The sequence below is a fragment of the Leptobacterium flavescens genome, assembly GCF_010671605.1.
GTDB lineage: Bacteria > Bacteroidota > Bacteroidia > Flavobacteriales > Flavobacteriaceae > Leptobacterium > Leptobacterium flavescens.
The window spans coordinates 115,162-141,159 of record NZ_JAABOO010000002.1 but is presented as its reverse complement, the minus strand read 5'-3'; the positions used below and the strand labels follow the sequence as shown (position 1 = coordinate 141,159).

Genomic DNA, 25,998 nt, shown 5'->3' with positions numbered 1-25,998 from the left:
TTTACTCTGATCTTAACTTATTTAATGTTTTTTCTTCAATTAATAAGTGAGTTTTCTAACATTTCCCGAGAAGGCTTTTCACTACCTTTAATATCTATTTAGCTAGTTATTAACATCTTAACAAATCAGAGATCATGAAAACACTGCGTAATGTGCGTAATGCATTGCTATTACCTTTTTTGTTTGTATTTGCCATTCAGCTTAATGCGGCAAATAGCGAAGGTTATTTTAAAAGTAACTCTCTTTTAAAAGTAACCGCAAAAGACCTTTCGGGTATTTCCCTGAGTGAAGAACAGAATACGGTTAGCGGAAAGGTCCTGGACGAGAACGGGGCTCCGCTGGCGGGAGCATCTGTAGTCCTTAAGGGAACCACCACGGGAACAACTACCGATTTTGACGGGAATTTCACAATTGAAGCCCCTCGCGGAGCCGTACTGGTCATCTCCTATATCGGTTACGAAACAAAAGAAGTAACCATTAATTCCGATACACTCAGGATCCAGTTAAACGCCGGAGTGGAACTATCGGAAGTGGTTATTGTAGGTTCCCGTAACGCCAACAGGACCCAGACCGAAAGTACGGTTCCTATAGATGTTATTGATATTAAAGAGATCAATGATGTTGCCCCACAGGTAAATCTTAACCAGATCCTGAATTTTGTCGCCCCTTCTTTTACTTCAAACACTCAATCTATTTCTGATGGAACCGATCATATCGATCCTGCCTCCCTTAGAGGCCTGGGACCGGATCAGGTTTTGGTGTTGATCAATGGAAAGAGAAGACATACATCTTCTCTTGTAAACGTTAACGGGACCTTCGGAAGAGGAAATGTGGGGACCGACCTGAATGCAATTCCTGCAGCCGCTATCGAGCGCATTGAAGTTCTAAGGGATGGTGCTGCCGCCCAATACGGGTCGGATGCCATTGCCGGGGTCATCAATATTGTTCTGAACAATAGTGTAAACGAGTTGAACCTCAGGGTGACTTCGGGAGCATTTTTCTCCAAGAACTCCAACAGCCAGACCGGAGGCAGTGACGGAGAGACCACGAATATATCAGCCAACTACGGACTTCCTCTGGGAGATAAAGGCGGATTCCTGACCTTTTCCGGGGATTTCGATGTACGGGAAGATTACAACCGGGCTCGAGAGTTTGAAGGCGATATCTTTAATCTCTATAATACGGTAGAGAGAGTGGCCAGTGAAAGTGGCTTCGACATTACGAATTTACTGGACAGCGATGTTTCCGATGTGATCCAGTTTGCCAATCAGGCGGGAATTAACCTGAACGGAGCCACCACCCAGGATGAATTACGTACCATTCTTTCGGCAGACAATACCGAGGCCGAACTGGCAGCCAGAGGCCTGGAAAGAAGCGATTTTAATATTCGTTTCGGACAATCTGCCTTAAGAGGAGGGCGCTTTTTTGTAAACTTCTCCCTCCCTCTGGATGAAGAAGGCACTGAAATATATTCCTTTGCGGGTATAAGTTCCAGAACGGGAAATTCTGCCGGTTTTTACAGGCTTCCCAACCAGAGCAGGACCTTTACCCCTGCTTTTATCAATGGTTTCCTCCCGGAGATCAATTCCAATATTAACGATCAGTCCGTGTCTCTTGGAATAAAAGGGAAACTGGGCGACTGGAATGTGGATTTCAGTAATACCTACGGAAGGAACTCCTTCGATTTTACCATAGGGAATTCTTCCAATGCGTCTTTACAGAATGCATCACCCAATACCTTTGATGCCGGAGGATTCTCTTTCTCGCAAAACACCACCAATTTTGATGTTACTCAGTACTTTGATGATATCCTCTCCGGGATCCATATTGCTTTCGGGGCAGAATACAGGGTAGAGAATTACGAGATCGTGGCCGGAGAAGAAGAATCCTATGCACAGTACACTGCAGACGGTCAGGTTATTACGCTGGCTTCTCAGCTTCCTGCAGAAGATTTCTTCGGAAATGCCAGGCCCGGAGGATCCCAGGTGTTCCCTGGTTTCAGCCCGGACAATGAGCTTTCGAGAAGTCGCAGCAGTGTTGCGGGTTATTTTGATATAGAGGTGGATTTTTCGGAGAGACTCCTTACTAGTTTTGCCACCCGTTATGAGAACTACAGCGATTTTGGCGGGACCATCAACTTTAAACTGGCCTCCCGTTATAAAGTAAACGACAACTTTAATATAAGAGGTGCATTGAATACCGGTTTCAGGGCTCCTTCCCTGCATCAGATCAACTTTAATTCGACCTCTACTATTTTCGATCAGGATGGAAATCCGCAGGAGGTTGGAACTTTTGCCAACGACAGTCGCCCGGCCCAGTTATTGGGGATCCCTCAGCTTCAGGAAGAGACTTCCAGGAGTGCCAGTCTTGGTTTTACCACACAGATTCCCGGGATCAATCTTACGGTAACCGTAGATGGCTATTTTGTGGCAATCGATGACAGGGTGGTCTTTACCGGGCAGTTTAGCGGCCCCGGAACGGGAACAGAACTCGATAATCTCTTACGCCAGGCCAATGCCACAAGGGCAGCCTTCTTTGCAAATGCCATAGATACCGAATCCAAAGGGTTGGATATTGTACTGACCCACCGTACAGGGCTGTGGGAAAACTGGAGATTAAAATCAGATCTGGCAGCAACCTTTTCGAATACCAGGCAAGTGGGAGATATCAATGCTTCCCAGGTATTGAGAGATGCAGGCCTTGTAGACACTTATTTCCCGGAAGACAGCAGGGTTTATCTGGAAGAAGCCGTGCCGAGAACCAAGATCAACCTGTCTAACAGCTTAAGTTCTGAGAAGTTCGTATTCTTCCTCAGGAATGTTTTCTTTGGGGAAGTAACAGAGGCTACCACTATTGTGGAAAGACAACAGGTTTTCGGATCTAAGATCATCACCGATCTGTCGGTGACCTATAAAATTGCCGAGGCTTTGAGCCTGACGATAGGTGCCAACAATCTTTTTGATATTTTCCCGGACAGGGCTATCGATGATTTCGATCCGGTTACACCGGGAGCTCAGACCAACAGGAGTTCGGGAAGGTTTGATTTTTCAAGGAGATCGGTGCAGTTCGGTTTGGGAGGGCGTTTCCTCTTTGCGAGGGCCAGCTTTAGCCTGAACTGATCTAGGATGCATCATCGGGGGTTTCTTCACGCTGTTCTATATGAGATCTGGTATCGTTAACCATACGATCCTCCTCATAGATCACATTGGAGATCCCTATCATCCAGGCACTTAAGATTATATAGATAAAACGCCTTAACTTCTTTGTAAAGTTCTGGCGTTTTTTTCTGTTTTTCTTTAAATCCGGCATGTTTTTCCGGTATCAATCATCATACCTTCCATAAAAAGAATGTACAATTGTCTTGTTTATCAGCTTATTACGGAATTCCATGACAATATTTCACAATTTTTTATGCTTCTTTTCAAATCCTGCCCTCCTGATAATGCGTAAAATAAAAATGTAAGAGTGTAAAAAATCGGGGCTTTAACGGCTTCATTTTTAAGCTTCAAAATTGTACATTTGTGATTTTGCGCTGTTATGACAAACTACGAAGAAAACATTGAGGTTCGCGGTGCGCGTGTCCACAATCTTAAGAATATAGATGTTACCATTCCCCGCGAAAAACTGGTGGTTGTTACCGGTTTATCGGGTAGTGGAAAATCTTCCCTGGCCTTCGATACTATCTATGCCGAAGGGCAACGAAGATATATAGAGACTTTTTCGGCTTATGCCCGTCAGTTCCTTGGAGGACTGGAGCGTCCGGATGTCGATAAGATAGACGGTTTATCTCCGGTGATCGCCATCGAGCAGAAAACCACTTCCAAGTCGCCGAGATCTACAGTAGGTACGATTACAGAGATCTACGATTTTCTAAGGCTCCTGTATGCCAGGGCCAGTGATGCCTTTAGTTTTAATACGGGCGAAAAGATGGTCAGCTACAGTGATGAGCAGATAAAGGATCTTATCATCAAGGATTTTAATGAAAAAAGGGTAAATATCCTCGCTCCCATAATCAGGTCCAGAAAAGGGCATTACAGGGAGTTGTTCGAACAGATCGCAAAGCAAGGGTTTATCAAGGTAAGGGTAGACGGTGAGATCATGGATATCCAGAAGGGAATGAAACTCGACAGGTATAAGACCCACGATATAGAGATCGTTATTGATCGCCTTAGGGTATCGGAAGATGAGGATAGCGTAAAACGCCTGATGGAAACGATCAATACGGCCATGTACCACGGAGATGACGTTCTGATGGTGATCGAACATGAAAAGGAAGCCACACGCTTCTTTAGCCGGAACCTGATGTGTCCCTCTTCGGGAATATCATATCCCAACCCCGAACCCAATACTTTTTCCTTTAACTCTCCCAAGGGAATGTGCCATGTGTGCAACGGGCTGGGGAGTATTCATCAGGTAAACATAGAAAAGATCATCCCGAATCCCGATATTTCTATCAGGAACGGAGGGATTGCGCCCCTGGGCGAATATAAAAAATCATGGATCTTTAAACAGATAGAGGTCATTGCCGAACGCTATGACTTTAAACTGAACGATCCTATCAAGGTCATTCCTGAAGAAGCCATGCAGGTGATCCTGCACGGGGGGAATGAAAAATTCTCCGTAGCCTCCAAGACCATAGGAGTGACCAGAGATTACAAGATAGATTTTGAAGGGATCATTAATTTTATCAGTAATCAGTTCAAGGAGAACGGTTCTACTTCCATCCGCAGATGGGCAAAAGATTTTATGGATAAGATCAAATGCCCCGAGTGCGGAGGTTCCCGTTTAAAGAGGGAATCCCTTTATTTTAAACTGAACGGTAAGAATATTGCCGAACTGGCCGATCTTGATATTGTGGAGCTGGCAGCCTTATTTAAGGACCTGCCTTCTCAGCTTTCCGAAAAGCAATTCAGAATAGCCGAAGAGATCCTAAAAGAGATCAATGCACGGTTGAGCTTCCTGCTGGATGTAGGTCTGGATTACCTTTCGCTTAACCGCAGTTCCAAATCCCTTTCGGGGGGAGAAGCGCAGCGTATTCGTCTGGCCACCCAGATAGGTTCTCAGCTGGTGGGTGTGCTCTATATCCTTGATGAACCCAGTATCGGTCTTCATCAGCGGGATAATGAACGCCTTATCAGGTCTTTGGAATCTCTCAGGGATATAGGGAATTCTGTTATCGTGGTAGAGCACGATAAGGATATGATAGAACATGCAGATCATGTAATAGATATAGGCCCCAGAGCCGGAAGACATGGGGGAGAGATCATATCGGAGGGGCATCCCGAAACAGTAAGGGAGCATCATACCCTGACCGCAGATTACCTGAACGGCACCAAAAAGATTGAAGTTCCCGGAGAACGTAGAAAAGGAACAGGCAAATCTATCGTGCTTAAAGGATGCTCGGGAAATAACCTGAAAAATGTAGATGCGGAATTCCCGCTCGGAAAGATGATCGGGGTTACAGGAGTTTCCGGAAGCGGAAAATCCACGCTTATTAATGAGACCCTCTATCCTATTCTCAATAAGCACTTTTTTAAAGCCGTTAAAAAACCCATGCCTTATAAGAGCATTAAAGGCCTGGAACATATAGATAAGGTGATCGACATTAACCAGTCGCCTATCGGGAGGACCCCAAGGTCCAATCCTGCCACTTATACGGGAGTATTCAGTGAGATACGCTCGTTATTTACGAAAACCCCGGAAGCCATGATCAGGGGTTATAAACCGGGGCGTTTTAGCTTTAATGTGGTGGGCGGCCGATGTGAGACCTGCCAGGGAGGCGGTCTTCGGGTAATTGAAATGAATTTCCTTCCCGATGTATATGTCGAATGTGAGACCTGCCATGGAAAACGTTTTAACCGGGAAACCCTGGAGATACGCTACAAAGGGAAATCTATTGCCGATGTTTTGAATATGACCATCAATGAAGCCGTGGAATTCTTCGAGAATATCCCGAAAATATACCGTAAGCTCAAGACCATTAAAGATGTAGGGCTCGGATATATTACGCTCGGGCAACAGTCCACTACCCTTTCGGGAGGTGAGGCCCAGCGTATAAAACTGGCTACGGAGCTTTCCAAAAAAGACACGGGAAATACCTTTTATATTCTTGATGAACCGACCACCGGCCTTCATTTTGAAGACATAAGGGTACTAATGGATGTACTCAACACCCTGGTGAACAAAGGAAATACCGTTCTGATCATAGAACACAATATGGATGTGATAAAAGCGGTAGACCATATCATAGACATAGGGTATGAAGGCGGAAAAGGCGGAGGCCAGGTAGTTGCTACCGGGAGCCCGGAAGAGATCGCAAAAGATAAAAAAAGTTATACGGCAAGGTTTCTTAAAAAAGAACTACATTAGCATTTGCTCTAAATTAAATAAACAACTGAAACAATGAGAAAAGAACAGCATGTAAAGGGGTGGAATGAAATAAAGACCAATGATTCGTGGGCAATATTCAAGATCATGGGAGAATTCGTTAACGGATTCGAAAAGATGAGTCAGATAGGTCCCTGTGTATCTATTTTCGGATCGGCACGAACCGGGGAAGATCACGAATACTATAAACTGACGGAGCGGGTGGCTCAGAAGATCGTCGAAGCCGGATACGGAGTTATTACCGGAGGTGGCCCCGGAATTATGGAGGCCGGAAACAAAGGTGCACATACCGGAGGAGGTACTTCGGTAGGGCTGAATATCGATCTTCCCTTTGAGCAACATGACAATCCATATATAGATAAGGACAAGAACCTGAACTTCGATTATTTCTTTGTGAGAAAGGTAATGTTCGTAAAATATTCTCAGGGATTTGTAGTAATGCCCGGAGGATTCGGAACCCTGGATGAGCTTTTCGAAGCGATTACCCTTATCCAGACCAAAAAGATCGCCAAGTTCCCTATTATCCTGGTTGGAAAGGAATTCTGGGGAGGGCTTTTCGATTGGGTTAAACAGACCCTTTTAGGCAGATTTGGTAACATAAGTCCGGAGGATCTCGACCTAATCAAAATCGTAGATAATGAAGAAGAAGTGATAACTGTCTTGGATAGTTTCTATAAAAAATATAATTTGAGTCCCAATTTTTAACCGACTTTGATATGGTCAGTAAATTTTGCGCTTAGGTTTTCCTGATCTCGGCAGGATTTTAAAGATAGTTTAACATTGCTGAGATGATTTTGAATGAAAGTGGCAATATTATTGATTAATGAATACAGCTTCTAATAAATAAACTATTTGGCTAAATCGGAGTCAAAATACCGGATCATCAATTATAACGGCAACAAAACAAATAAAAAAAGAAAGAAAAGATAAGTCTGGATGTGTTCATCCGCACTTTTCAGGTTTTGCAATGAAAATTGATAGAGATTAATTTTGAAGCTATACATTAAACATATTCTGTATTCTGCATTTTTATGCCTGTGCTGTACCCTCGGGGCGCAGAACAGTCATAAGATCAATGCTACGCTGCATCAGGAAACCAATTCCATCAACATTCAGCAGGAAGTGGTGTTCTTTAACAGCAGTAAGGATACTTTAAACTCTATCTATCTCACCGACTGGAATAATGCCTATGCAAGTAAGAAGACGGCTTTAGCAAGGCGCTTTGCCGAAGAGTTCGATAAATCCCTTCACCTTGCAAAAGACAAGGAAAGAGGATATACCAATGTTATTTCTATTACCGATCGCAATTTTAATTTCCTGAAATGGGAACGTTTACCGGCCGGCGACCTGATAAGGGTTCAGCTTAATTTCCCTATCTATCCCGGGCAGGAATATACCTTTAAACTCTCTTATACCGTTCAGCTTCCTAGAAGTAAGTTTACCCGCTACGGGCATACCCCGCAGGGGAATTACAATCTGCGCTACTGGTATATCAGCCCTGCGGTATACAGGGACGGGGAATGGAAATTATACAGCAATACCGACCTGGATGATCAGTATACCTATGCATCGGATTATGAACTGGTCTTTAACTATCCTAAAGGTTATAAATTGCATTCCGACCTGAATGTAGCTTCGGGCCAGGAAGTGGAAAACTATATGCAAATTATCCTCAACGGGAAAGACCGGGGCGATCTTAAACTGTTCCTCGAAAGAGACAGGACTTTCGAATACTTCCAGAACGAAAAGCTAACCCTTATTACCAATATTGAAGCCAGGGGGATGCAGGATGTCTTTAAGGCTATCTCGGTAGATAAGGTCATTAATTTTATTCACAGGAACCTGGGAAGTTATCCGCATGAACGTTTGCTGGTTTCCGATCTGGACTATAAAAAGAACCCGCTTTACGGCCTTAACCAGTTGCCTTCTTTTCTCAGGCCCTTTCCGGAGGAGTTCCAGTATGAGCTCAAGCTGCTGAAAACATCACTAAAAAATTGGCTGGAGAATACGGTATATGTAGATCCGAGGGGAGAACGCTGGACCACCGATGCTATTCAGAACTATTTGATGATCAAATATGTGGATGAGTATTATCCGGATATGAAACTCCTGGGGAAGGTGTCCAACCTCTTTATCGTAAGGAGTTTTCATCTGGCCAAACTCAACTTTAACGATCAGTATCCTTTTCTTTCCATGTTGATGGCGAGAAGGAATCAGGATCAGCCTTTATCGACCCCGGCAGATTCGCTGGTAAAGTTTAACGAGAAGATCTCCAATAAATACAAGGCAGGTCTGGGGCTTGTGTACCTGGATAATTACCTTATGCAAAACCATATAGACAACCGTATAAGGACATTTTATAAAGAACAAAGCCTGAAAGACATTAACGCTTCCTATTTTGAAGATTACCTGAAAGAAGGAAGCCCGAAAGATATTGACTGGTTCTTTGACTTTTATATACGTAGCCGGGATCAGATAGATTTTAAGATCAAAAAGGCTAAAAAAGTGGGAGATTCGGTCTATGTGACCATAAAGAACAAAAGCGGGACCAATGTTCCTATCACCCTCTTCGGTTTAAAGAAAGATAGTGTGGTCTCCAAACAGTGGTTTACGGATATTAAGGAAGAAGAGACCTTTAAAATTGCAAGGAATGGCGCCGAACGCCTGGTGCTTAATTACGACAAGACCATTCCGGAGTTTAACCAGCGGGATAACTGGAAATCATTGAACGGTTTCTTTTCCAGCAACAAAAAACTGCAGTTCAAGTTCTTTAAGGATGCGGAGAATCCTTATTACAATCAGATCTTCTTTGTTCCGACCGTTACCTTTAATGTATATGACAAATTAACCCCGGGACTCAGGCTCCATAACAAGACTTTCCTGAGAAGGCCTTTTGTTTTTGACCTGCAGCCGGCATATTCGTCGGGAGAAAGGACACTGGTAGGAAGCGGTTCCATAGCCTATATCCGGGATCTGAGAAAAGACGATCAGAACCTGTTCAGGATCAGTTATTCCCTGAGGGCAAGTACCTTTCATTTTGCACCGGCTTCCCGTTTTATATCGATCACCCCTTCGGTTTCGCTGAGTTTCAGGACCAATGATTTCAGGTCCAATAAACTGGAGCGTTTCCAGGCGCGTTATGTGAATATCATCAGGAACCGTTCTATAGATGTGGAGACCGATCCCGATTACAGTGTGTTTAATGCGCGCTATCGTTATTCGGATAACGGTATCGTTCGTTTCCTGTCCTATTTTGCTGATGTACAGGTAGCTCAGGATTTTGCCAAGATCGCCTTTAGCCTGAACTACAGGAAGCTGTTCCAGAACAACAGGCAGCTTAACCTGAGGTTATTTGCAGGGAAGTTTATATATAACAGCACCAATTCCGATTTCTTTAGCTTTGCGCTCGACAGACCTACGGATTATCTCTTCGACTTTAATTATCTGGGACGTTCTGAAGATTCGGGTATCTTTAGCCAGCAGATCATTATTGCGGAAGGTGGATTTAAATCGCAGTTGGAAGATCCTTTCTCCAACAACTGGCTGGTAACGGGAAATGCGAGTTTTAACCTGTGGAAATGGGTAGAGTTATACGGAGATGTGGGACTGCTGAAGAACCAGACAGGAAACCCCAGGTTTGTATACGATTCGGGGATACGCTTAAATCTGGTAACCGACTATTTTGAGCTTTACTTCCCCCTCTACTCCAACAAAGGTTTTGAGCCTTCACAACCCAATTACGATCAGCAGATACGATTTGTGGTTACCCTTAGCCCAAGAACCCTGCTCGGGCTCTTTACGAGAAAATGGTTCTAATCGATCAGATTTCGTTTAAAAAGTATTTTTATTTTATTGAAGATTTGTCAAAGAAAAATGGATTTTCCTGAAATAATTCAATATTAGACAAAAAAACCTCCTTTTATTTAACATATTATCATTTTTATAACACTTACTAAGGTTGCTAAAATGGAATCTTTTAGCTATTTTTGTGATCCTTACAAAGTACGACTATGCAAACGAAGACGAAAGCCAAAAAAGATATTTCATTCGAAGATTTTAAAAATCAGGTAATAAGCGATTATAAAATTGCGGTGACCAGCCGTGAATGTAGCTTATTAGGACGACGTGAAGTACTGACCGGAAAGGCTAAATTCGGGATCTTCGGAGACGGGAAAGAAGTTCCTCAGCTTGCAATGGCCCGTGCTTTTCAAAACGGTGACTTCAGAAGCGGATACTACAGAGATCAGACCTTTATGATGGCGATCGGAGAAATGACACCTGTTCATTTCTTTGCCGGACTCTATGCACATACCGATATTAAGGAAGAGCCTATGTCTGCCGGAAGACAGATGGGAGGACACTTTGTAACCCACAGTTTAAATGAAGACGGAAGCTGGAAGAACCTTACCCAGCAAAAGAACAGTAGTGCCGATATCTCCCCTACTGCGGGTCAGATGCCGAGACTGCTCGGATTGGCTCAGGCTTCCAAGATATACAGGAATGTAGAGGGAATAGATGCGGAGAAGTTTTCGGTAAACGGGAACGAAGTTGCCTGGGGTACCATCGGTAACGCCAGTACCAGTGAAGGGATCTTTTTTGAGACCATCAATGCAGCCGGAGTTTTACAGGTACCCATGGTAATCAGTGTATGGGATGACGAATACGGGATCTCGGTACACGCCAAATATCAGACCACCAAAGAAAATATATCGGAGATCCTTAAAGGTTTCCAGAGAGATGAGAACGGGAACGGATATGAGATCATCGTTGTAAAAGGATGGAACTATCCGGAACTGGTAGAAGCTTACGAACGTGCTTCGGTAATAGCCAGAGAGGAACACGTACCCGTGTTTATTCATGTGGTGGAGCTGACTCAGCCACAGGGACACTCTACTTCAGGTTCTCACGAAAGATATAAGAATGAAGAGCGCCTTAACTGGGAAAGGGAGAATGACTGTAACCTGAAGATGAGGGAATGGATCATTACCAACGGATTTGCCACGGAAGAGGAACTCGTTGCGCTTGAAAAAGCCATCAAAAAAGAAATAAGGGATGCCAAGAAACAAGCCTGGAATGCTTTTCTTGCCCCGATAAAAGAGAATAAGACCAAAGTTGTTTCCTTACTTGATGCTCTTGCTGCATCCAGCGGAAACAAAACTTTTATCAATAAGCTTAAGAACGATCTTATCTCCATAGAGGAGCCGATCAAAAAGGATATTATTTCCGTAGCACGAAAGGCCCTCAGATATGTGGTGAAGGAATCCTCTCCTGCCAAGCAGGAATTAATTGCCTGGATAGATCAGTACTATGCCGAAGTTCAGCCTAAATTCAGTTCGCACCTGCACAGTGAGACCGAAAGCAAGGCTACCAGTATTAAAGAAGTTTTACCACAGTTTGATGAAAGCGCAGAGCAGGTAGACGGACGTGTGGTACTAAGAGATAATTTTAACGCCATTTTCGAAAAGTACCCGGAATCCCTGGTATTTGGTGAGGATAGCGGAAATATAGGAGATGTTAACCAGGGGCTGGAAGGCCTGCAGGAAAAATACGGAGAGCTAAGGGTATCTGATACCGGGATCCGTGAAGCTACCATTCTCGGACAGGGAATAGGAATGGCCCTGAGAGGTCTGCGCCCGATTGCAGAGATCCAATACCTGGATTATCTGTTGTACGCCCTTCAGATCATGAGTGATGACCTGGCTACCCTTCACTACAGAACGGTAGGAAAGCAAAAGGCGCCACTTATCGTAAGGACCAGAGGGCATCGCCTGGAAGGTATCTGGCACAGTGGTTCCCAGATGGGTGGAATTATCCATCTGTTAAGAGGAATGTATGTACTGGTACCGAGAAACATGACCAAAGCTGCAGGTTTCTACAATACCCTCCTGGAAAGCGATGAACCCGGACTGATCGTAGAAAGCCTGAACGGTTATCGTCTTAAAGAAAAATTACCGACCAACCTGGGAGAGCTTAAAACTCCTATAGGTGTGGTGGAAACAGTAAAAGAAGGAAAAGATATTACCCTGGTTTCTTACGGTTCTACCTTAAGGATCGTAGAGCAGGTAGCCAGAGAGCTTCAGGAAGTCAATATTGATGCTGAAGTGATCGACTGTCAGAGTTTATTGCCTTTCGATATTAATAATGATGTGGCGAAAAGTGTTCAGAAAACCAATCGCCTTCTGGTAATAGATGAAGATGTTCCGGGTGGAGCGTCGGCTTATCTGTTACAGGAGATCGTAGAGAAGCAAGGCGCTTATCAGTATCTGGACAGTGCACCACAAACCCTGGCGGCACAACCTCACCGTCCTGCATACGGTACGGACGGGGATTATTTCTCAAAACCAAATGCAGAGGATATTTTTGAAAAGGTGTACGAGATCATGAGCGAAGCAGATCCGGTAAACTATCCTGTACTTAAATAATATCATCAAGCCGTATGATACCCTCTAAACAAGATGTAGCGGCAGCCCTGGAAAGGGTATCTCCCTATGTCCATAAAACTCCTGTTCTCTCTTCAACCTTGTTAAATGAGATAAGCGGGGCTTCTGTCTTTTTTAAATGCGATAACCTTCAGCGTGGGGGTTCCTTTAAAATACGCGGAGCCACCAATGCTATCCTTCAGCTTAGCGAAGAACAAAGAACCAAAGGTGTGGTGACCCATTCCTCGGGTAACTTTGCACAGGCACTCTCCCTGGCGGCCCGATCGCTTGGAGTAAAGGCCTATATCGTAATGCCCGATACGGCTCCTGAGGTAAAAAAGGCAGCGGTAAGAGATTACGGAGGAGAGATCGTAGAATGCGAAACTGTCCTGAGTGTACGTGAAGCAACAGCAGCCAGGATACAGGAAGAAAAAGGAGCTACTTTTGTACACCCTTCGGATGATACCCAGGTAATTCTCGGGCAGGGAACGGCAGCAATGGAGCTATTGGAAGAACAACCCGACCTGGATTATGTGGTGACTCCCGTGGGTGGCGGCGGACTCGTAGCCGGATCGGCACTTTCGGCTCACTATTTCGGAAAGGATTGCAAAACCATAGCCGGAGAACCCCTGGAAGTTGATGATGCATACCGCTCTATGAAGAGTGGAAAAATAGAAAGCAATATTACGATCAATACTATTGCCGACGGGCTTAAGACACAATTGGGTGAAATGAATTTCCCCATCATCATGAAGCATGTAGATCAGATCATCCGGGTAACGGAAGACGAGATCATCAGTGCCATGAAACTGGTGTATGAGCGTATGAAGATCATCATAGAACCTTCATCGGCAGTAGCATTTGCTGCGGTTTTAAACAAAAAGGACTTATTTAAAGGCAAAAAGGTTGGGATCGTTATTTCCGGTGGAAATGTAGACCTCAGCAAGCTTCCTTTTTAGAGCGCCTACCTCCTTCTCCCCATTATCAGAACATCTATTACGTCGGGACGCGGATTTACATAATCGAGTTTTACCTCTCCCTTTTCCGTAAGGCTGATCCTTGCCGGAATCGTATTCAAAGTTAAATACCAGCCTTCTGGCATAATAACCGTATTGCGGTTCCTTCCGAAGGAGCGGTCCCATACCAGTTCTTCACCATACAGCAAATACCTGTTCGGATCGGTATAGGTCTCTTCAATACGCAGTCTTTTGGAAGCTCCCTGAGTAACGGGGTCAAACCAGATCACCACGGCTTCGGTGGCATCTGTTACATTGTTTATTTCAATCCCTTTGGCGGTTATCTCCTTCCCTCTCAGGGTTTCTACCTTTAGTTCCTCCCCGGTATCCAGGATCTTAGCCGATGGCTTACTGGCCTTGCTTCCCGGCCGTACGATATTTACATACTTATCTATGCCCGGGCGTTTCTCGGTATAGTCGTGGTATAAACGAAAGGAATGGGTTTCCGGCTGCTGCAGGAAATAAACGATCTCCCGGTCCTGGAAAGCCCTTTCGTTAAAAGTGTAATTCAACCGGGCTTTGCTCTTGTCTCTTCCCTGGGGGCTGGGTTTATAGTCCGGCCAGGGGTTCTGCCCCTTTCTGGAGGTTGTTACTCCGTTCTTAAGCGGACGTGCTTTGATCTCCAGCGGAACGGCACCTACCCCATCGTTCAGAAAACTGATCTTGATACGTCCCGAAGCTTCGGTGTTTATCTGCGAAGGATGGTTACAACCGATCACTTCATAGTTCTCCGGCAGTACAATGGCATTCCTTTTTATTCCGAGGGAGCGGTTAAAAACGATCACATCGCCTTCCTTATAGTAACTCTTGGTATCCTTATAGGTCTTGTCTATACGGATGCGGGCCTCACCTCCCTGCGGTACCGGCCTTGCCAGTTCTATCTGAAGATAATCGGTGTCATCACTGGCGTATACATGGCCGTTGGCTTTGGCCGTTTTTCCTTCTACGATCTCCCATTTCAGGGCCTTTCCCGAATAAAGGTCGTAAACGGCATCTACCGTATGTTCGCTTCCTTTTCTCAGGGTATTCCAGTAGTATTTACTTCCAGCCTGGGTGGCACTTACATCGTACACAATGCGGAAGCTCTGGCTTTCCGGCGACAGCAGTTCGTAACGGGTATAGGAATCGGCCTGGGTTTGTTGTGCCCATAAAGGCAGGCTGCATATCGTAAAGACACACAGCCATAAAGTTCTTTTTAAAAGCATTTTATTAAGGTCTATTTTCTTTGTCCGGGATGATAGGTCTCTTCTGCCCTCTTCTCTACATCTTCCTTATAGAAAGCCACATCTTTAAACTCTATATCGGCATAGCGCTGTGCCTGGTCATTAAAGTGAGGAGAGTTTATATCTCCGCTCTGTCCACCGGCCAGCATACTCTTGGCTTTTACCTTATCTCCAAACTCCACTACGGCCACAAAGGAATTCCCCCTGGTTCCGTAGATCTTTTTGGTTTGCTGACGCGAACGCATTCCGTAAGCTGCCAGAGCTCCCCATCTACCGGTGGTTAACCCAACAGGGATACTTGGCTTGTCGTCATCGAATTGCAGGTCTATATCCCCGCTCAGGCGCTGGTATCTGTTGATCTCTCCCCAAGGAGTGTTCCAGCTTCCGAAATCAGTTTCAATTTTATCAAGGGCCTTTGCAAACATTCTCAGGCGCTCATCGGCCGGAGAAGAAGTCCCGAAATAGTTGATCCGTTGCATATCGGTCAGTCCTTCCGGTCTTTCGCCTTCTCTTAAATAACTCATCGCATAGAAATGTGCCAGCGACATTCCCACAGAAGCTACTCCGGTTTTCATATCCCAGTTACGTAGCACTTCTATGGCATCTTTCATGGCCGGGTCCTTAGCCGGGCTTTTATCATAAGCTTCCACCAATCCGGGGATCAGCTTTTCAAAGGCAGGAAGATATGGATCATAAGCGGTCTCTATCAACTTGTCCAGCGTATATCCCTTGCGCTCTGATAACAATTTAATGGCGTGTACCCCTCTGAAGTTCTCGCGGTCTATCGACATATAACGGGGGTAATCTTCTTTTTTCGGGCTGTTCTCTGCTGCCGAAGTAAAGGGTGTGGAATTACAGTTCTGTATCCATCCGTTAGGCGGGTTTACCACTACAATACTTTCTTCTACCGTATGCAGGCCGTTCCAGTCGGTATCCGGATTGCTTCCGTCTACCGGTTTGGTATAATCGTAAGCTACATTTCTCTTCGGGATAAAGTTTCCGTGGTAGTAAGCAATATTCCCTCCGGCATCGGCATAGACCGTATTATTGGAAGAGTTGGTACGTATGTTCATCATCTCCCTGAACTCCTTGTGTCCGTTAAGCTTGGTGCGGGTATAGGACTGCTCCAGTGCCTGAACCGGTTGCCACATCAGGGCAGTAGACACCCACTGATCGTCTATCATATGGGTAACAGGCCCGTGATGGGTCCTGTACATCGGAAAGGTCTTTTCGCTCATTCCGTCACCGTCCTTGTATTTCAGGGTAACTTCCGAAACTTCTACATCTCTCAGTTCCTCTCCGTACTTATATTTTAGCTGATCGCCTTCTTCAACGATCGTCTCCTTAAATTCATCAATTACATCGGTATAGGTAGATGTGTGCATCCATCCGGTCTTTTCGTTAAAGCCCTGATATACGAAAAACTGTCCCCAGGTAACCGCTCCATAGGCATTTAAGCCTTCTTCGCTTACTACATGCACTTCCCCCCTGAAGAAAAAGGAGGTATGTGGATTGATAAGCAACATGGCATTCCCGGATTCGGTAAGATCTCCGGAAATAGCAAATCCGTTAGATCCTTTAGGCTCCTCAAACGGATCCGGATGTGTAAGTCCGTCTTCATAGGCCGTGAGTTTCAGGGCCTCTTCATTCTCGTAAAATGCTTTTATCCTGCGGGTGGAAACACGCTCAATATCCCCACCAATAGATCCCTCACTGAAGTACATGGGCATCCAGGGTTCAAAACGGGTCAGCAGACTGGGTTTTACCTCCGGATGAGTGTATAAATAGTAGTTGACCCCATCAGCAAAGGCAACACATAGTTCCTTGAGCCAGTCGGGAGCTTTTTCGTAATTGGCGATAGCTTCTTCCTTGGTCATAAACAAACGGGCACGCAGATCGCTGTAGATAGCATCTTCTCCCTCAACCTCCGCCAGGCGGCCAATAGCCCAGACATAATTGCGTTCTACTCTTTTAAAATCGTCTTCGCACTGCGCATAGAGCAGACCGAAAACCGCATCGGCATCTGTCTTTCCGTAAATATGCGGAACCCCGAAATCATCACGGATGATGGTGGTATTCTCGGCACGGCTTTCCCATCGGGCCAGTTCTGTATTGGTGTCTTGGTTTTTACAGGCTACAAAAGCTATAAAAAGAAGGAAGAATATTCGTTTCATAAAAGATATGGTTATGATTAGTTATGATCTTTAAAAGACCAAAGCTAAAATAAGAAATTAAGTCAAGTGACTTTGAATCAGTCTTAAAAAACACATAAAAGAAAGTTGCTGTTAAAAATTGATCCCGCACCGAACGCAGAATGACAATTGAATTCTATATTTTTATGATGGTTGATTTATATGGCCCTTCTTTTCCTTCGACTGCGCTCAGGATGACGGAAGGGTACTAAAGTTCCGCCCGTAATGTCATTCCTGCGCAGGCAGGAATCCATTAAGGTAGGTTGGTTGAATATTTGAGAAAGAGATCATCATATAATAACCCCTTCTCCCCGTGGGAGAAGGTCGGCCTACCGACAGGTAGGTTGGGATGAGGGCCGCCCTCACCTTAGTCCTCTCCCAGCGGGAGAGGAGACTTTAGAAACAACATTAAAAAAACACTACCATGTCAGATAAAAACAACAACAGAAGAAACTTTTTAAAGAACTGCGGACTTGCTTCCCTCCCACTGCTGGTACCGGGAGTGGCACTGGCAAATGAGCCGGAAAAGGAAAAGCGGGAAGTAGCCAGGGCCTCGAGGAGTTCGTTTGTAAACTTTGTTAGCGACGGCCTCTTCTTTTCTCCGCAGGATTATATTGAAAAGCTGTCGGATATCAACAGCAATCAGGAGATCCAGCAGGATTTTTACGGGAATGGCGGAGCCACCAAAGAATTGGAACAGGAATTTGCCAAAATAACCGGAAAAGAGAAAGCCATCTTTGTGCCTACGGGAACCATGGCCAATCAGCTAGCTATAAAACTGCTTAACGGGCATAATACCAAGGTCATTGTTCCGGAGAACAGCCATATTTTCCGGGATGAAGCCGATGCCGCCCAGAGTGTTCATGCACAACGGTTGATCCCGGCCGGAAAGGACAAGGCCTATTTTGATCTGCAGGAACTAAAAGACACCATTGCCTATTACGATAAGGGCGAGGTCTTTAAAAGTGGCCTGGGCGTGGTAGCTATCGAAAATCCGATACGCCGTGCCGACGGGACTTCCATTCCCCTGCAAACCTTAAAAGAGATCAGTGCCTATTGTCGTCAGCAGGGCTATAAACTGCATCTGGACGGGGCCAGGATACATCTGGCAGCTGCCTATACGGGTGTTTCCATTGCCGAATATTCCGCGCTTTTCGATACGGTCTATATTTCTCTATATAAATACCTCAACGCGCCTACCGGGGCTATTCTCTGCGGAGATGCCGAGTTGATCGATCAGATGGCGCACCAGATCAAGATATTGGGTGGGACCACCTATCAGACCTGGGGTTCTGCTGCGCTCGCCCTTCATTATTTAAAGGGATTGGATGAACGCTGGAAAGCGACGGTCAATACCGGCAACCAGATCATTTCCGATCTGAATAAAATGAAAGAGATCAGCATTACCAAGATCAAGGAAGGTACTAATATCTATAACCTAAGGTTGGATGCTTCCGTCGATTTTAAAAAACTGGACGACCGCCTGTACGATGAGTTTAAGATCTGGCTAAATAATCCCGATGGTGAGGGGAACATCCGCTTTAGCATCAACGAAAGCCTAAACAGAAAGAAGCCCGAAGCTATTGTCGAGGCTTTTAAAAAAGCGATCCGGTCTGCACGTGCCTAAGGTTTTTACAGGAAATACTGTAACAACTTTGCTTTCCGTACTACCTATAATTTAGAGGCAGTGGTTTTAGCTGCCTTCTTTAATTCTTTAGTATGCACGGAGGTTTAAGTCAGTTTAAGGCATTGGTGGCACGGAGAAAGGAACTTCCTTCTTCCGGGAAAAAGCGTTTTGACTCTTCTAAAGTAAAGCGAACTACCAAAACCGGTATCCAGGAGCCGGTGATTTCTGATTTTGAACTTAAAAAGATAAAGGACCGGATACAAGCCGAATCCCGTACTGAACGTTTACGATATTATACCATAGCCACCCTGGCTCTCCTGCTTTTTTGCGGGATCCTGTACTTCCTTTTGTTTTAAGTATATCCTTTATCTATAGGGTTAGATCTTTATCAAAAGAAACACAAACTTCTGTTTTTCTGATATTTACATGAAAAATCCTTATCTTTAGTAGCCTGAATGGCCTCCTTTCTCTTTTCCGGAATTTAGTCTGCCGTGTTATGCGAATTGATACCCCCGTCGTTATAGTCAATTTCAATACAACCATTTAACCAGCACACGATGAAAACAAGACTAAACTTCGTATTAATTACCCTTGCATTATTATTACTCGCATTTTTGCTGACATACAGATCCGACCGAAGCAATTCGGATGCCTATCCTAAAATGGCGGCCAACTTTATAAAATGTACCTCTCCCAAATTCCTGCTAGAGGATATAGATACCACCCGCCAGATATCTCCGCTTTTCGAAAACCTGGGGAACCATAATTTCAACATAAAAACGAACAGTAAAAAGTCGCAGACCTTCTTTAACCAGGGGTTACGGCTTACCTATGCCTTTAACCATGCCGAGGCCCACCGTTCCTTTATGGAGGCTTCGAGGCTCGATCCGAATTCGGCCATGACCTATTGGGGACAGGCCTATGCCCTGGGGCCGAATATTAACGATCCGTTTCCGGATGACGAACGTAAAAAGAAAGCCTATCAGGCTGGGCAAAAGGCTAAAAAACTGGCTGCGGGATCCTCTGCCAGAGAGCAGGCCCTGATCGGAGCGCTAAGCAAACGTTACCACGCCGATCCGGCTACCGATATTGCCGAGCTCAACACCGCCTATATGGAGGCCATGGCCGAGGTAGCAGCCAACTATCCCAACGATGCCGATATACAGACCCTCTATGCCGCAGCGGTTATGAATACCATGCCGTGGAACTACTGGGACAATGAAGGGAATCCCGCACCCAATACCCCGGCGGCCAAAAAGGCCCTGGAAAAAGCTATCAGCTTAAATCCCGATCATCCGGGGGCGCATCATTACTATATACATATGGTAGAGCTTCCCAAACCCGACCTGGCTGTACCCAGTGCCGAAAGACTGGGAGGGCTTATGCCGGCGGCAGGACACCTGGTGCATATGCCATCGCATATCTTTATCAGGGTGGGGCGCTATAAAGATGCCGTAAAAGCCAATCAGGATGCTATTCTGGCCGATGAGGATTATATCTCTCAATGCTATTCGCAGGGTATGTACCCGTTGGGTTATTATCCGCATAATATACATTTCCTCTGGTCTGCCAGCAGTTTGCTGGGCGACAGTAAGACCGCAATAGAAGCCGCTAAAAAGACGGCAGAAAAGGTACCGATCTCCGAACTGGACGAGCTGCATTTCCTTCAGGATTTTGCTTCCACACCCATGCTGGCCTATACCCGCTTCGGAAAATGGAACCAGATCCTCACTATTCCTTATCCCGGCGATGAGCTAAAGCACCTTAAGCTTATCTGGCACTATGCCCGGGGCATTGCCTTTTTACGGAAAGACAACCTCAAGGAAGCCGAGGAAGAACTAGCGGCCATTATTCAGATGAAAAGCGATCCCGAACTCGAAAATATTATTGCCAATTATACCAACCCCTCCTCCTCTATTGCCAAAGTGGCCCATGAGGTCCTGGCCGGGGAAATAGAAGCCTATAACGGTAACCTGACCACAGCTATTTCCCATCTGGAAAAAGCCATTGCTGCCGAAGACCAGCTCGTATACAGCGAACCAGCAGCATGGCATATTCCGGCCAGACAGACCCTGGGGGCAGTGCTCCTTAAGGCCAAAAAGTTTAAAGAGGCCGAAAAGGTGTATAAGGAGGACCTGGCCGTGATACGCCAGAACGGATGGTCCTTAATGGGCTTGTACCATAGCCTTATGGGGCAGGGAAAGACCGAAGAGGCCAAAAAGATAAAAGCAGAATTTAAAGAAGCCTGGAAACATGCAGATATGGAAATAAACGGCTCTGTCCTCTAAATAAACGTTTATGAGTTTCTATCATTTAAAAAGACCCGTCCTTCTGGGCGGGTTATTCATTCTCCTAATTACAGGTATCCTTTTAAGCCTGTATTTAAACGCATCTCCTACGGAGGACCTGCCTGTTTATAACCCCACAGATCTCGATCCCAGCCTGGTAGATGCCAGCCTGCTCGATAAGAACAAAAACCATACGGTAGCCGACTTTAAACTGGTTAACCAGAATGGCGAGACCATTACTCAGGAAGATTATAAGGACAAGATCTATATTGCCGATTTTATCTTTACCCGCTGCCTGAGTATCTGCCCGGTTATGACCAACAATATGGCACAGTTGCAGGAAGAGTTTAAAACCGAACAGGATATAGCCTTCCTGTCTATGTCGGTCACTCCCGAGATAGACAGCGTTTCGGTGCTACGAGCCTATGCAGACCGGCACGGGGCCATAGACCGTAAATGGAATATTACTACCGGAAACAAAAAGCATATCTACAGCCTGGCTCGGAAAAGCTATTTTGCGGCCCTGGATGAAGGCGATGGCGGCCTGCAGGATTTTATACATACTACCAATTTTGTACTGATCGATAAAAAAAAGCAGATACGCGGTATCTATAACGGTACCGATGATACCGAGATACAACGGTTAATACGGGATATCAGGGTTCTGCAAAATTAGGTAGTTTCTTTATTTTGTATCTTTAAAGCTCAAAATTAAAATTATGGATTCAGCAAAATTAGTTGAGCAATTGGAGGAAAAAGTTACTGAAGGAAAGCTTAAAAAAATAAACGAGCGTAATAGTAATAATGTTGGAGTATTAGATGGTACCAGGAGCTTTAATTGTGCGATTATTATTGATATATACAAAGATCTAGAAGGTAATGACCTTTTTCGTATCGAACATAATATCGATCAAAAAAATAATTATCATACAATTCGTGTTGAAGAATTTAATAATGGCTTCTTTTAATAATGCGTATTAATGAGAAAAGCTTCCCTAAGGAAGCTTTTCATATGCGGAGAGGGTGGGATTCGAACCCACGGAACCCTTTTAAAGGTTCGGCTGTTTATAAGACAGCTGCATTAAGCCACTCTGCCACCTCCGGAAAAAATATTATTTTTTTCGGAAGTGTAGATTGATGCATTAATTCTACTCACTAATTCGTAATTCGTCTTTTTTAAACCCTCCACGTCTTAATTCATTACCATCGAACCAATTACAAGCTACATCATTACGACTAATGTTATAAACCGTCATTTTAGGTCCTCCTGCCTTTGAGACAACTACGTCTCCAATTTTCAATTCATTCATTGACTAAAATTTAATAATTATAACCCTAAAATGTCAAAAGCTGTGCCATACCGAAAAATGAATAATTATAGTGCCATAATGGCATTTTCTTACTTTACAATTACACTTTTTCAACCATTCATCCATTTCTGAACACTCTCCTGGAGTGTGCCTCCCTACACGGCAAATTCCCATAAAAATCGCCCAAAATACAGGCGCTTCCGGTGCATAACCCGCTATTTTTTTAAATGAAAATATGTGTTTAGTTTTAGAAAACAGCGAGTGTTTTTCTTATGCCCCTACAGCTTGATTTTCTGGAAAGAAGAACTCCCGCTTTTTATGTATAACCGGGTTTTCTGCAGAAGGCCCATAAACATTTTTCGTTATGAATATTCCATATTACTTACAGGATCTGCCAATTGGTCCGGAACCCGATCATAAGATCGGGAGGATACAGGTAAGAGGTTCTTTTAGCGAACAGAACCTTTTAGACAGGATGACCCAAAGAGGCACTGGAATTAGCCGCGAAGATATGCAGGCCACTCTGGACCTGTTTACCAAGGTAGTTGTTGATTCCCTGACAGAAGGATGGGCCATTAATACCCGTCTGGCCAATTACAAACCCGGTATTAAAGGGATCTTTAACGGAGCTACCGATCCGTTTGATCCCGGGCGACACCATTTCAGGGCTACCCTAAGCGAAGGTGTAGAGCTTAAAAACAAAATGCGCGTAGCTTCGGGAGAACGGGTAACCGTGCCCCTGCCCGCTCCTTTCCTTATTCAGTACACCGACTACGGCAGCCATACGGTAGATTCTACTCTTACACCTGGTAATATTGGCGAAATAAACGGGCAGGCCTTAAAGTACAACCCGGAAAATGAAAATGAAGGTGTTTTTCTTATCCCCGAAGCCGGTGGCGATGCCACCCGGGTTGAGAGTGTTTCCATACTTACCGAAGGCAGGCTTATGTTTATGGTACCCACTTCCCTGGCTGCTGGCGAGTATATCATGGAAGTAAGAAAGGCCTATACCAATGAAGCAAGTATTCGTACCGGAACGCTTCATCATACCCTTGTAGTGCTCTAAACACCATTATCCCGCCGGGGTTTTAAAAAAATGTCGGCGGGTTATAAAAAAAACACCGACGGTGTCCAACTCTTATCCCGACGATATCCAACTCATACATCGACGGTATTCAACTTTTATATCAACGGTATTTAAAAAATATATCGGCGATAAAATAAAAATATGTCGGCGATGTTTAAAAAAAGTATCGCCGGGATTTTAAAAAAGTCCCGTTATTCCCGGCTTAAACAACCCTTCTTTTTAAGCCAAAAATTTTCTTACGGCCCAATATTTCAATTCGTATATTTGAAACTATGAACGTACGCTTGACCAAAGAACAAAAAATACAGATCCTGAACGGCCAGGATGTATATACGATCATGCAGCAGGTATTGCTGCGGGAAAACAAAATAGGTCGTAACCAGGAGCATTTCTGGGTGGTCGGGCTAAATAACGATAACAAAGTACTCTTTGCAGAGCTTATTGGCCTGGGAGCCGTTAACCGTGTAGATGCCAACCCGCCCGATGTATTTAGGATGGCTATCTATAAACTGGCCGTAAAGCTTATTATGGTACATAACCACCCCAGCGGAAACCTTACCCCCTCTAAAGCTGATAAAGATTTTACAGACCGTATGCTTAAAGTAGGTAAGCTTATTGGTATTGAGGTAATAGACCATTTAATTATCTCCGAAGAAAGCTATACCAGCTTTGCCACCGAAGGCATTATAGAAGAGCTTAAACAGTCCGGCCTTTATGAAGTGGTAGAACGCGAACGTAAAGAAATACAGGAATGGAAATTACGTATGGAACGTGAACGGGCGGAAAAAGAGAAAGCTTTGGAAATCGCTCAGAGGATGAAAGACAAAGGTTTTGATTCCGATACCATAAAAGAAATTACCGGGCTTCGTAGCAAGGATGTAGAGGGGCTGTAGAGGTATTTGAGTATAATTTTCTTTATCTTTTTGGTTTTAATTATTTTATACATCCAAGTTTATAATAAGGTCTAAATAATTCTTCATTACTTGATGACCTTTTAGAACTCTAAATCCGAAATTTACATATAAAAACTATATTTAATTTGAGGTTTTTGTTCATCTTTGATATATTTTAATATCTCTCCAACTTTTCTACTACAATCTATTGTTATTGGGTAACGCCTATCAAATTGTGTATTGTTCCAATTCATTTTGGTAAGAGCTAAAATTTCTTTACAAATTTGCTCTGGGGATTCATCAAAAGTAAAAAGTCTAACTTCAATTGGGTTTGGTATATACCTTCCAGGGTAGGTCCCATAGTAATCAACGAATCCTCTAGTGTATAGTAAATGTGTTGATTCATTTAATGAAAACATTGTTCCTCTTTTTGGAGGATAAAGACCTTCATTGTAAAGTCTCAAGTTGGTAGGCATTATGGTAACTAAATCTAATGAATTAATGTTCATTTCTTTCGTTGCCCTTGTTAAACCATCAATTTCTCCATCTGAATAATTTGAACTTTTGTGAATAACTAAGCGTTGTGGAAAGATTTTCATAGCCTCATAATATTCTTTTAGAGATTTAATCATTAATTCATATGCTTGCTCTTCACTCAAATGAGGTTCTTTATCATTCTTATTTTGCTCAATAGGAGATCCTCTTAATATTACTCCTTTCCCATTTTCATTAAAAATTTGTGTTACACTTGTCTGAATTGTTTTTCTATCTCTACTTCTATAAAAACTAATCCCTGCAAAACATGTTAAAAATTCCGTGTTTTTTTTAACAGACCATGGTACTCCAGCCGCTTTATAGTACAGTGCTGTATAAAAATTCCATCCAATAGTAGCTTCATCTTGCATTTCACCTGAAGGTTTTACTATTCTATCTCTAACGATTTGAATAGGTATATTATACTCCATAGATCGTGCCTTCAACAATCTGCGAAAATTTGTCTCAATATCATCAATTAGGTCATCTGACTTTTCTTCATCGTCATCATTTTCCGTTTTCCTAATAAATTCTTCATTACCATAAATTATTTTAGTGAACTTTTCATCAAGCACACATAAGATAACATCAGGTTTTTTATTTTTAGATAAATATTTGATTTCCGCAATGTATAAATCTACAGCCTTTTCAATCAAATCCTCAATACTAACGGCTGTTTTCATTATTTCTTCAAATGTTGAATTATTTATTTTTCTGATATAAGATTCATCATATTTTATTTCACATTTGAAAGCCAATTTAGGATTAAACCCTGGAAAAGAGGGAAATAAATTTTTCAACTCCAATTTCTTTTTTGGACCTACTACTTTCGTTTGATATCTGTTTAACCAAGTTATTATTTTGCCTATACTTTCACTTTTTCCAATAAAACCAGTTACTATTCTTTCAGGTCTTACTTCACTTAGATCTGAAGTACCATGCAAAAGAATCCCTTGCCTTGGATCAATATGTTCTCCATTTCCAAATTGTAAAACCGGTTCTTCTATTAATCGTATATTCAT

Annotated in this window: 18 protein-coding genes and 1 tRNA gene; 13 read left to right on the top strand and 6 right to left on the bottom strand. The window is 43.8% G+C overall.

Features of this window, described 5'->3' with window-relative positions:
* Positions 1-134: 134 nt before the first annotated feature.
* Positions 135-3,119, top strand: a complete 2,985-nt coding sequence (locus tag GWK08_RS08120; RefSeq protein WP_163606439.1) for a TonB-dependent receptor — start codon at positions 135-137, stop codon at positions 3,117-3,119.
* Between the two features lies 1 nt (position 3,120).
* On the opposite strand, the gene GWK08_RS08115 is transcribed toward GWK08_RS08120, so the two are convergent.
* Positions 3,121-3,309, bottom strand: coding sequence for a hypothetical protein (locus GWK08_RS08115; RefSeq protein ID WP_163606438.1), 189 nt, complete (start codon positions 3,307-3,309; stop codon positions 3,121-3,123).
* A gap of 228 nt (positions 3,310-3,537) precedes the next feature.
* Between GWK08_RS08115 and uvrA the strand changes: the two genes are divergently transcribed.
* The 5 genes from uvrA (at position 3,538) to GWK08_RS08090 (ending at position 13,765) form a co-directional block, all read left to right on the top strand.
* Positions 3,538-6,369, top strand: a complete 2,832-nt coding sequence (uvrA, locus tag GWK08_RS08110; RefSeq protein ID WP_163606437.1) for an excinuclease ABC subunit UvrA — start codon at positions 3,538-3,540, stop codon at positions 6,367-6,369.
* Positions 6,370-6,402: 33 nt separating this feature from the next.
* On the top strand, positions 6,403-7,092 hold the full coding sequence (locus GWK08_RS08105) for an LOG family protein (RefSeq protein ID WP_163606436.1): 690 nt from the start codon (positions 6,403-6,405) through the stop codon (positions 7,090-7,092).
* Between the two features lie 285 nt (positions 7,093-7,377).
* Positions 7,378-10,203 carry a gluzincin family metallopeptidase gene (locus tag GWK08_RS08100; protein WP_239524887.1) on the top strand — a complete coding sequence of 942 codons (2,826 nt, stop codon included), beginning with the start codon at positions 7,378-7,380 and terminating at the stop codon, positions 10,201-10,203.
* Between the two features lie 194 nt (positions 10,204-10,397).
* Positions 10,398-12,809 carry an alpha-ketoacid dehydrogenase subunit alpha/beta gene (locus GWK08_RS08095; protein WP_163606435.1) on the top strand — a complete coding sequence of 804 codons (2,412 nt, stop codon included), beginning with the start codon at positions 10,398-10,400 and terminating at the stop codon, positions 12,807-12,809.
* A 14-nt stretch (positions 12,810-12,823) separates the two neighbouring features.
* Positions 12,824-13,765 carry a threonine ammonia-lyase gene (locus tag GWK08_RS08090; RefSeq protein WP_163606434.1) on the top strand — a complete coding sequence of 314 codons (942 nt, stop codon included), beginning with the start codon at positions 12,824-12,826 and terminating at the stop codon, positions 13,763-13,765.
* A gap of 5 nt (positions 13,766-13,770) precedes the next feature.
* On the opposite strand, the gene GWK08_RS08085 is transcribed toward GWK08_RS08090, so the two are convergent.
* Positions 13,771-15,027 (bottom strand): hypothetical protein, encoded by a 1,257-nt coding sequence (locus GWK08_RS08085; RefSeq protein WP_163606433.1) that lies wholly within the window; start codon positions 15,025-15,027, stop codon positions 13,771-13,773.
* Positions 15,028-15,038: 11 nt separating this feature from the next.
* Positions 15,039-17,219, bottom strand: coding sequence for an acylase (locus tag GWK08_RS08080; RefSeq protein WP_163606432.1), 2,181 nt, complete (start codon positions 17,217-17,219; stop codon positions 15,039-15,041).
* Between the two features lie 442 nt (positions 17,220-17,661).
* On the opposite strand from GWK08_RS08080, the gene GWK08_RS08075 reads away from it, so the two are divergent.
* The 5 genes from GWK08_RS08075 (at position 17,662) to GWK08_RS08055 (ending at position 22,120) form a co-directional block, all read left to right on the top strand.
* Positions 17,662-18,864 carry a threonine aldolase family protein gene (locus GWK08_RS08075; protein ID WP_163606431.1) on the top strand — a complete coding sequence of 401 codons (1,203 nt, stop codon included), beginning with the start codon at positions 17,662-17,664 and terminating at the stop codon, positions 18,862-18,864.
* A gap of 92 nt (positions 18,865-18,956) precedes the next feature.
* A complete protein-coding gene (locus GWK08_RS08070) occupies positions 18,957-19,220 on the top strand; it encodes a hypothetical protein (protein WP_163606430.1) in 264 nt (87 codons plus the stop codon).
* 201 nt (positions 19,221-19,421) lie between these two features.
* Positions 19,422-21,152, top strand: coding sequence for a tetratricopeptide repeat protein (locus tag GWK08_RS08065; RefSeq protein WP_163606429.1), 1,731 nt, complete (start codon positions 19,422-19,424; stop codon positions 21,150-21,152).
* 10 nt (positions 21,153-21,162) lie between these two features.
* Positions 21,163-21,828 (top strand): SCO family protein, encoded by a 666-nt coding sequence (locus GWK08_RS08060; RefSeq protein ID WP_163606428.1) that lies wholly within the window; start codon positions 21,163-21,165, stop codon positions 21,826-21,828.
* Positions 21,829-21,871: 43 nt separating this feature from the next.
* Positions 21,872-22,120 (top strand): hypothetical protein, encoded by a 249-nt coding sequence (locus GWK08_RS08055; RefSeq protein ID WP_163606427.1) that lies wholly within the window; start codon positions 21,872-21,874, stop codon positions 22,118-22,120.
* Between the two features lie 47 nt (positions 22,121-22,167).
* Here GWK08_RS08055 and GWK08_RS08050 read toward each other — a convergent pair.
* A tRNA-Ile gene (locus GWK08_RS08050) sits at positions 22,168-22,254 on the bottom strand.
* A 46-nt stretch (positions 22,255-22,300) separates the two neighbouring features.
* On the bottom strand, positions 22,301-22,462 hold the full coding sequence (locus tag GWK08_RS19425) for a YodC family protein (protein ID WP_163606426.1): 162 nt from the start codon (positions 22,460-22,462) through the stop codon (positions 22,301-22,303).
* Between the two features lie 364 nt (positions 22,463-22,826).
* Between GWK08_RS19425 and GWK08_RS08040 the strand changes: the two genes are divergently transcribed.
* Together GWK08_RS08040 and GWK08_RS08035 are read left to right on the top strand one after the other, a co-directional pair.
* Entirely contained in the window at positions 22,827-23,528 is a 702-nt protein-coding gene (locus tag GWK08_RS08040; RefSeq protein WP_163606425.1) for a DNA-binding domain-containing protein, read from the top strand.
* Positions 23,529-23,821: 293 nt separating this feature from the next.
* Complete coding sequence (locus GWK08_RS08035) at positions 23,822-24,442, top strand: JAB domain-containing protein (RefSeq protein WP_163606424.1); 621 nt, start codon at positions 23,822-23,824, stop codon at positions 24,440-24,442.
* Between the two features lie 122 nt (positions 24,443-24,564).
* Here the strand turns inward: GWK08_RS08035 and GWK08_RS08030 are convergent, their stop codons facing one another.
* Positions 24,565-25,998: an argonaute/piwi family protein gene (locus GWK08_RS08030; RefSeq protein WP_163606423.1), complete on the bottom strand. Its 1,434-nt coding sequence runs from the start codon at positions 25,996-25,998 to the stop codon at positions 24,565-24,567.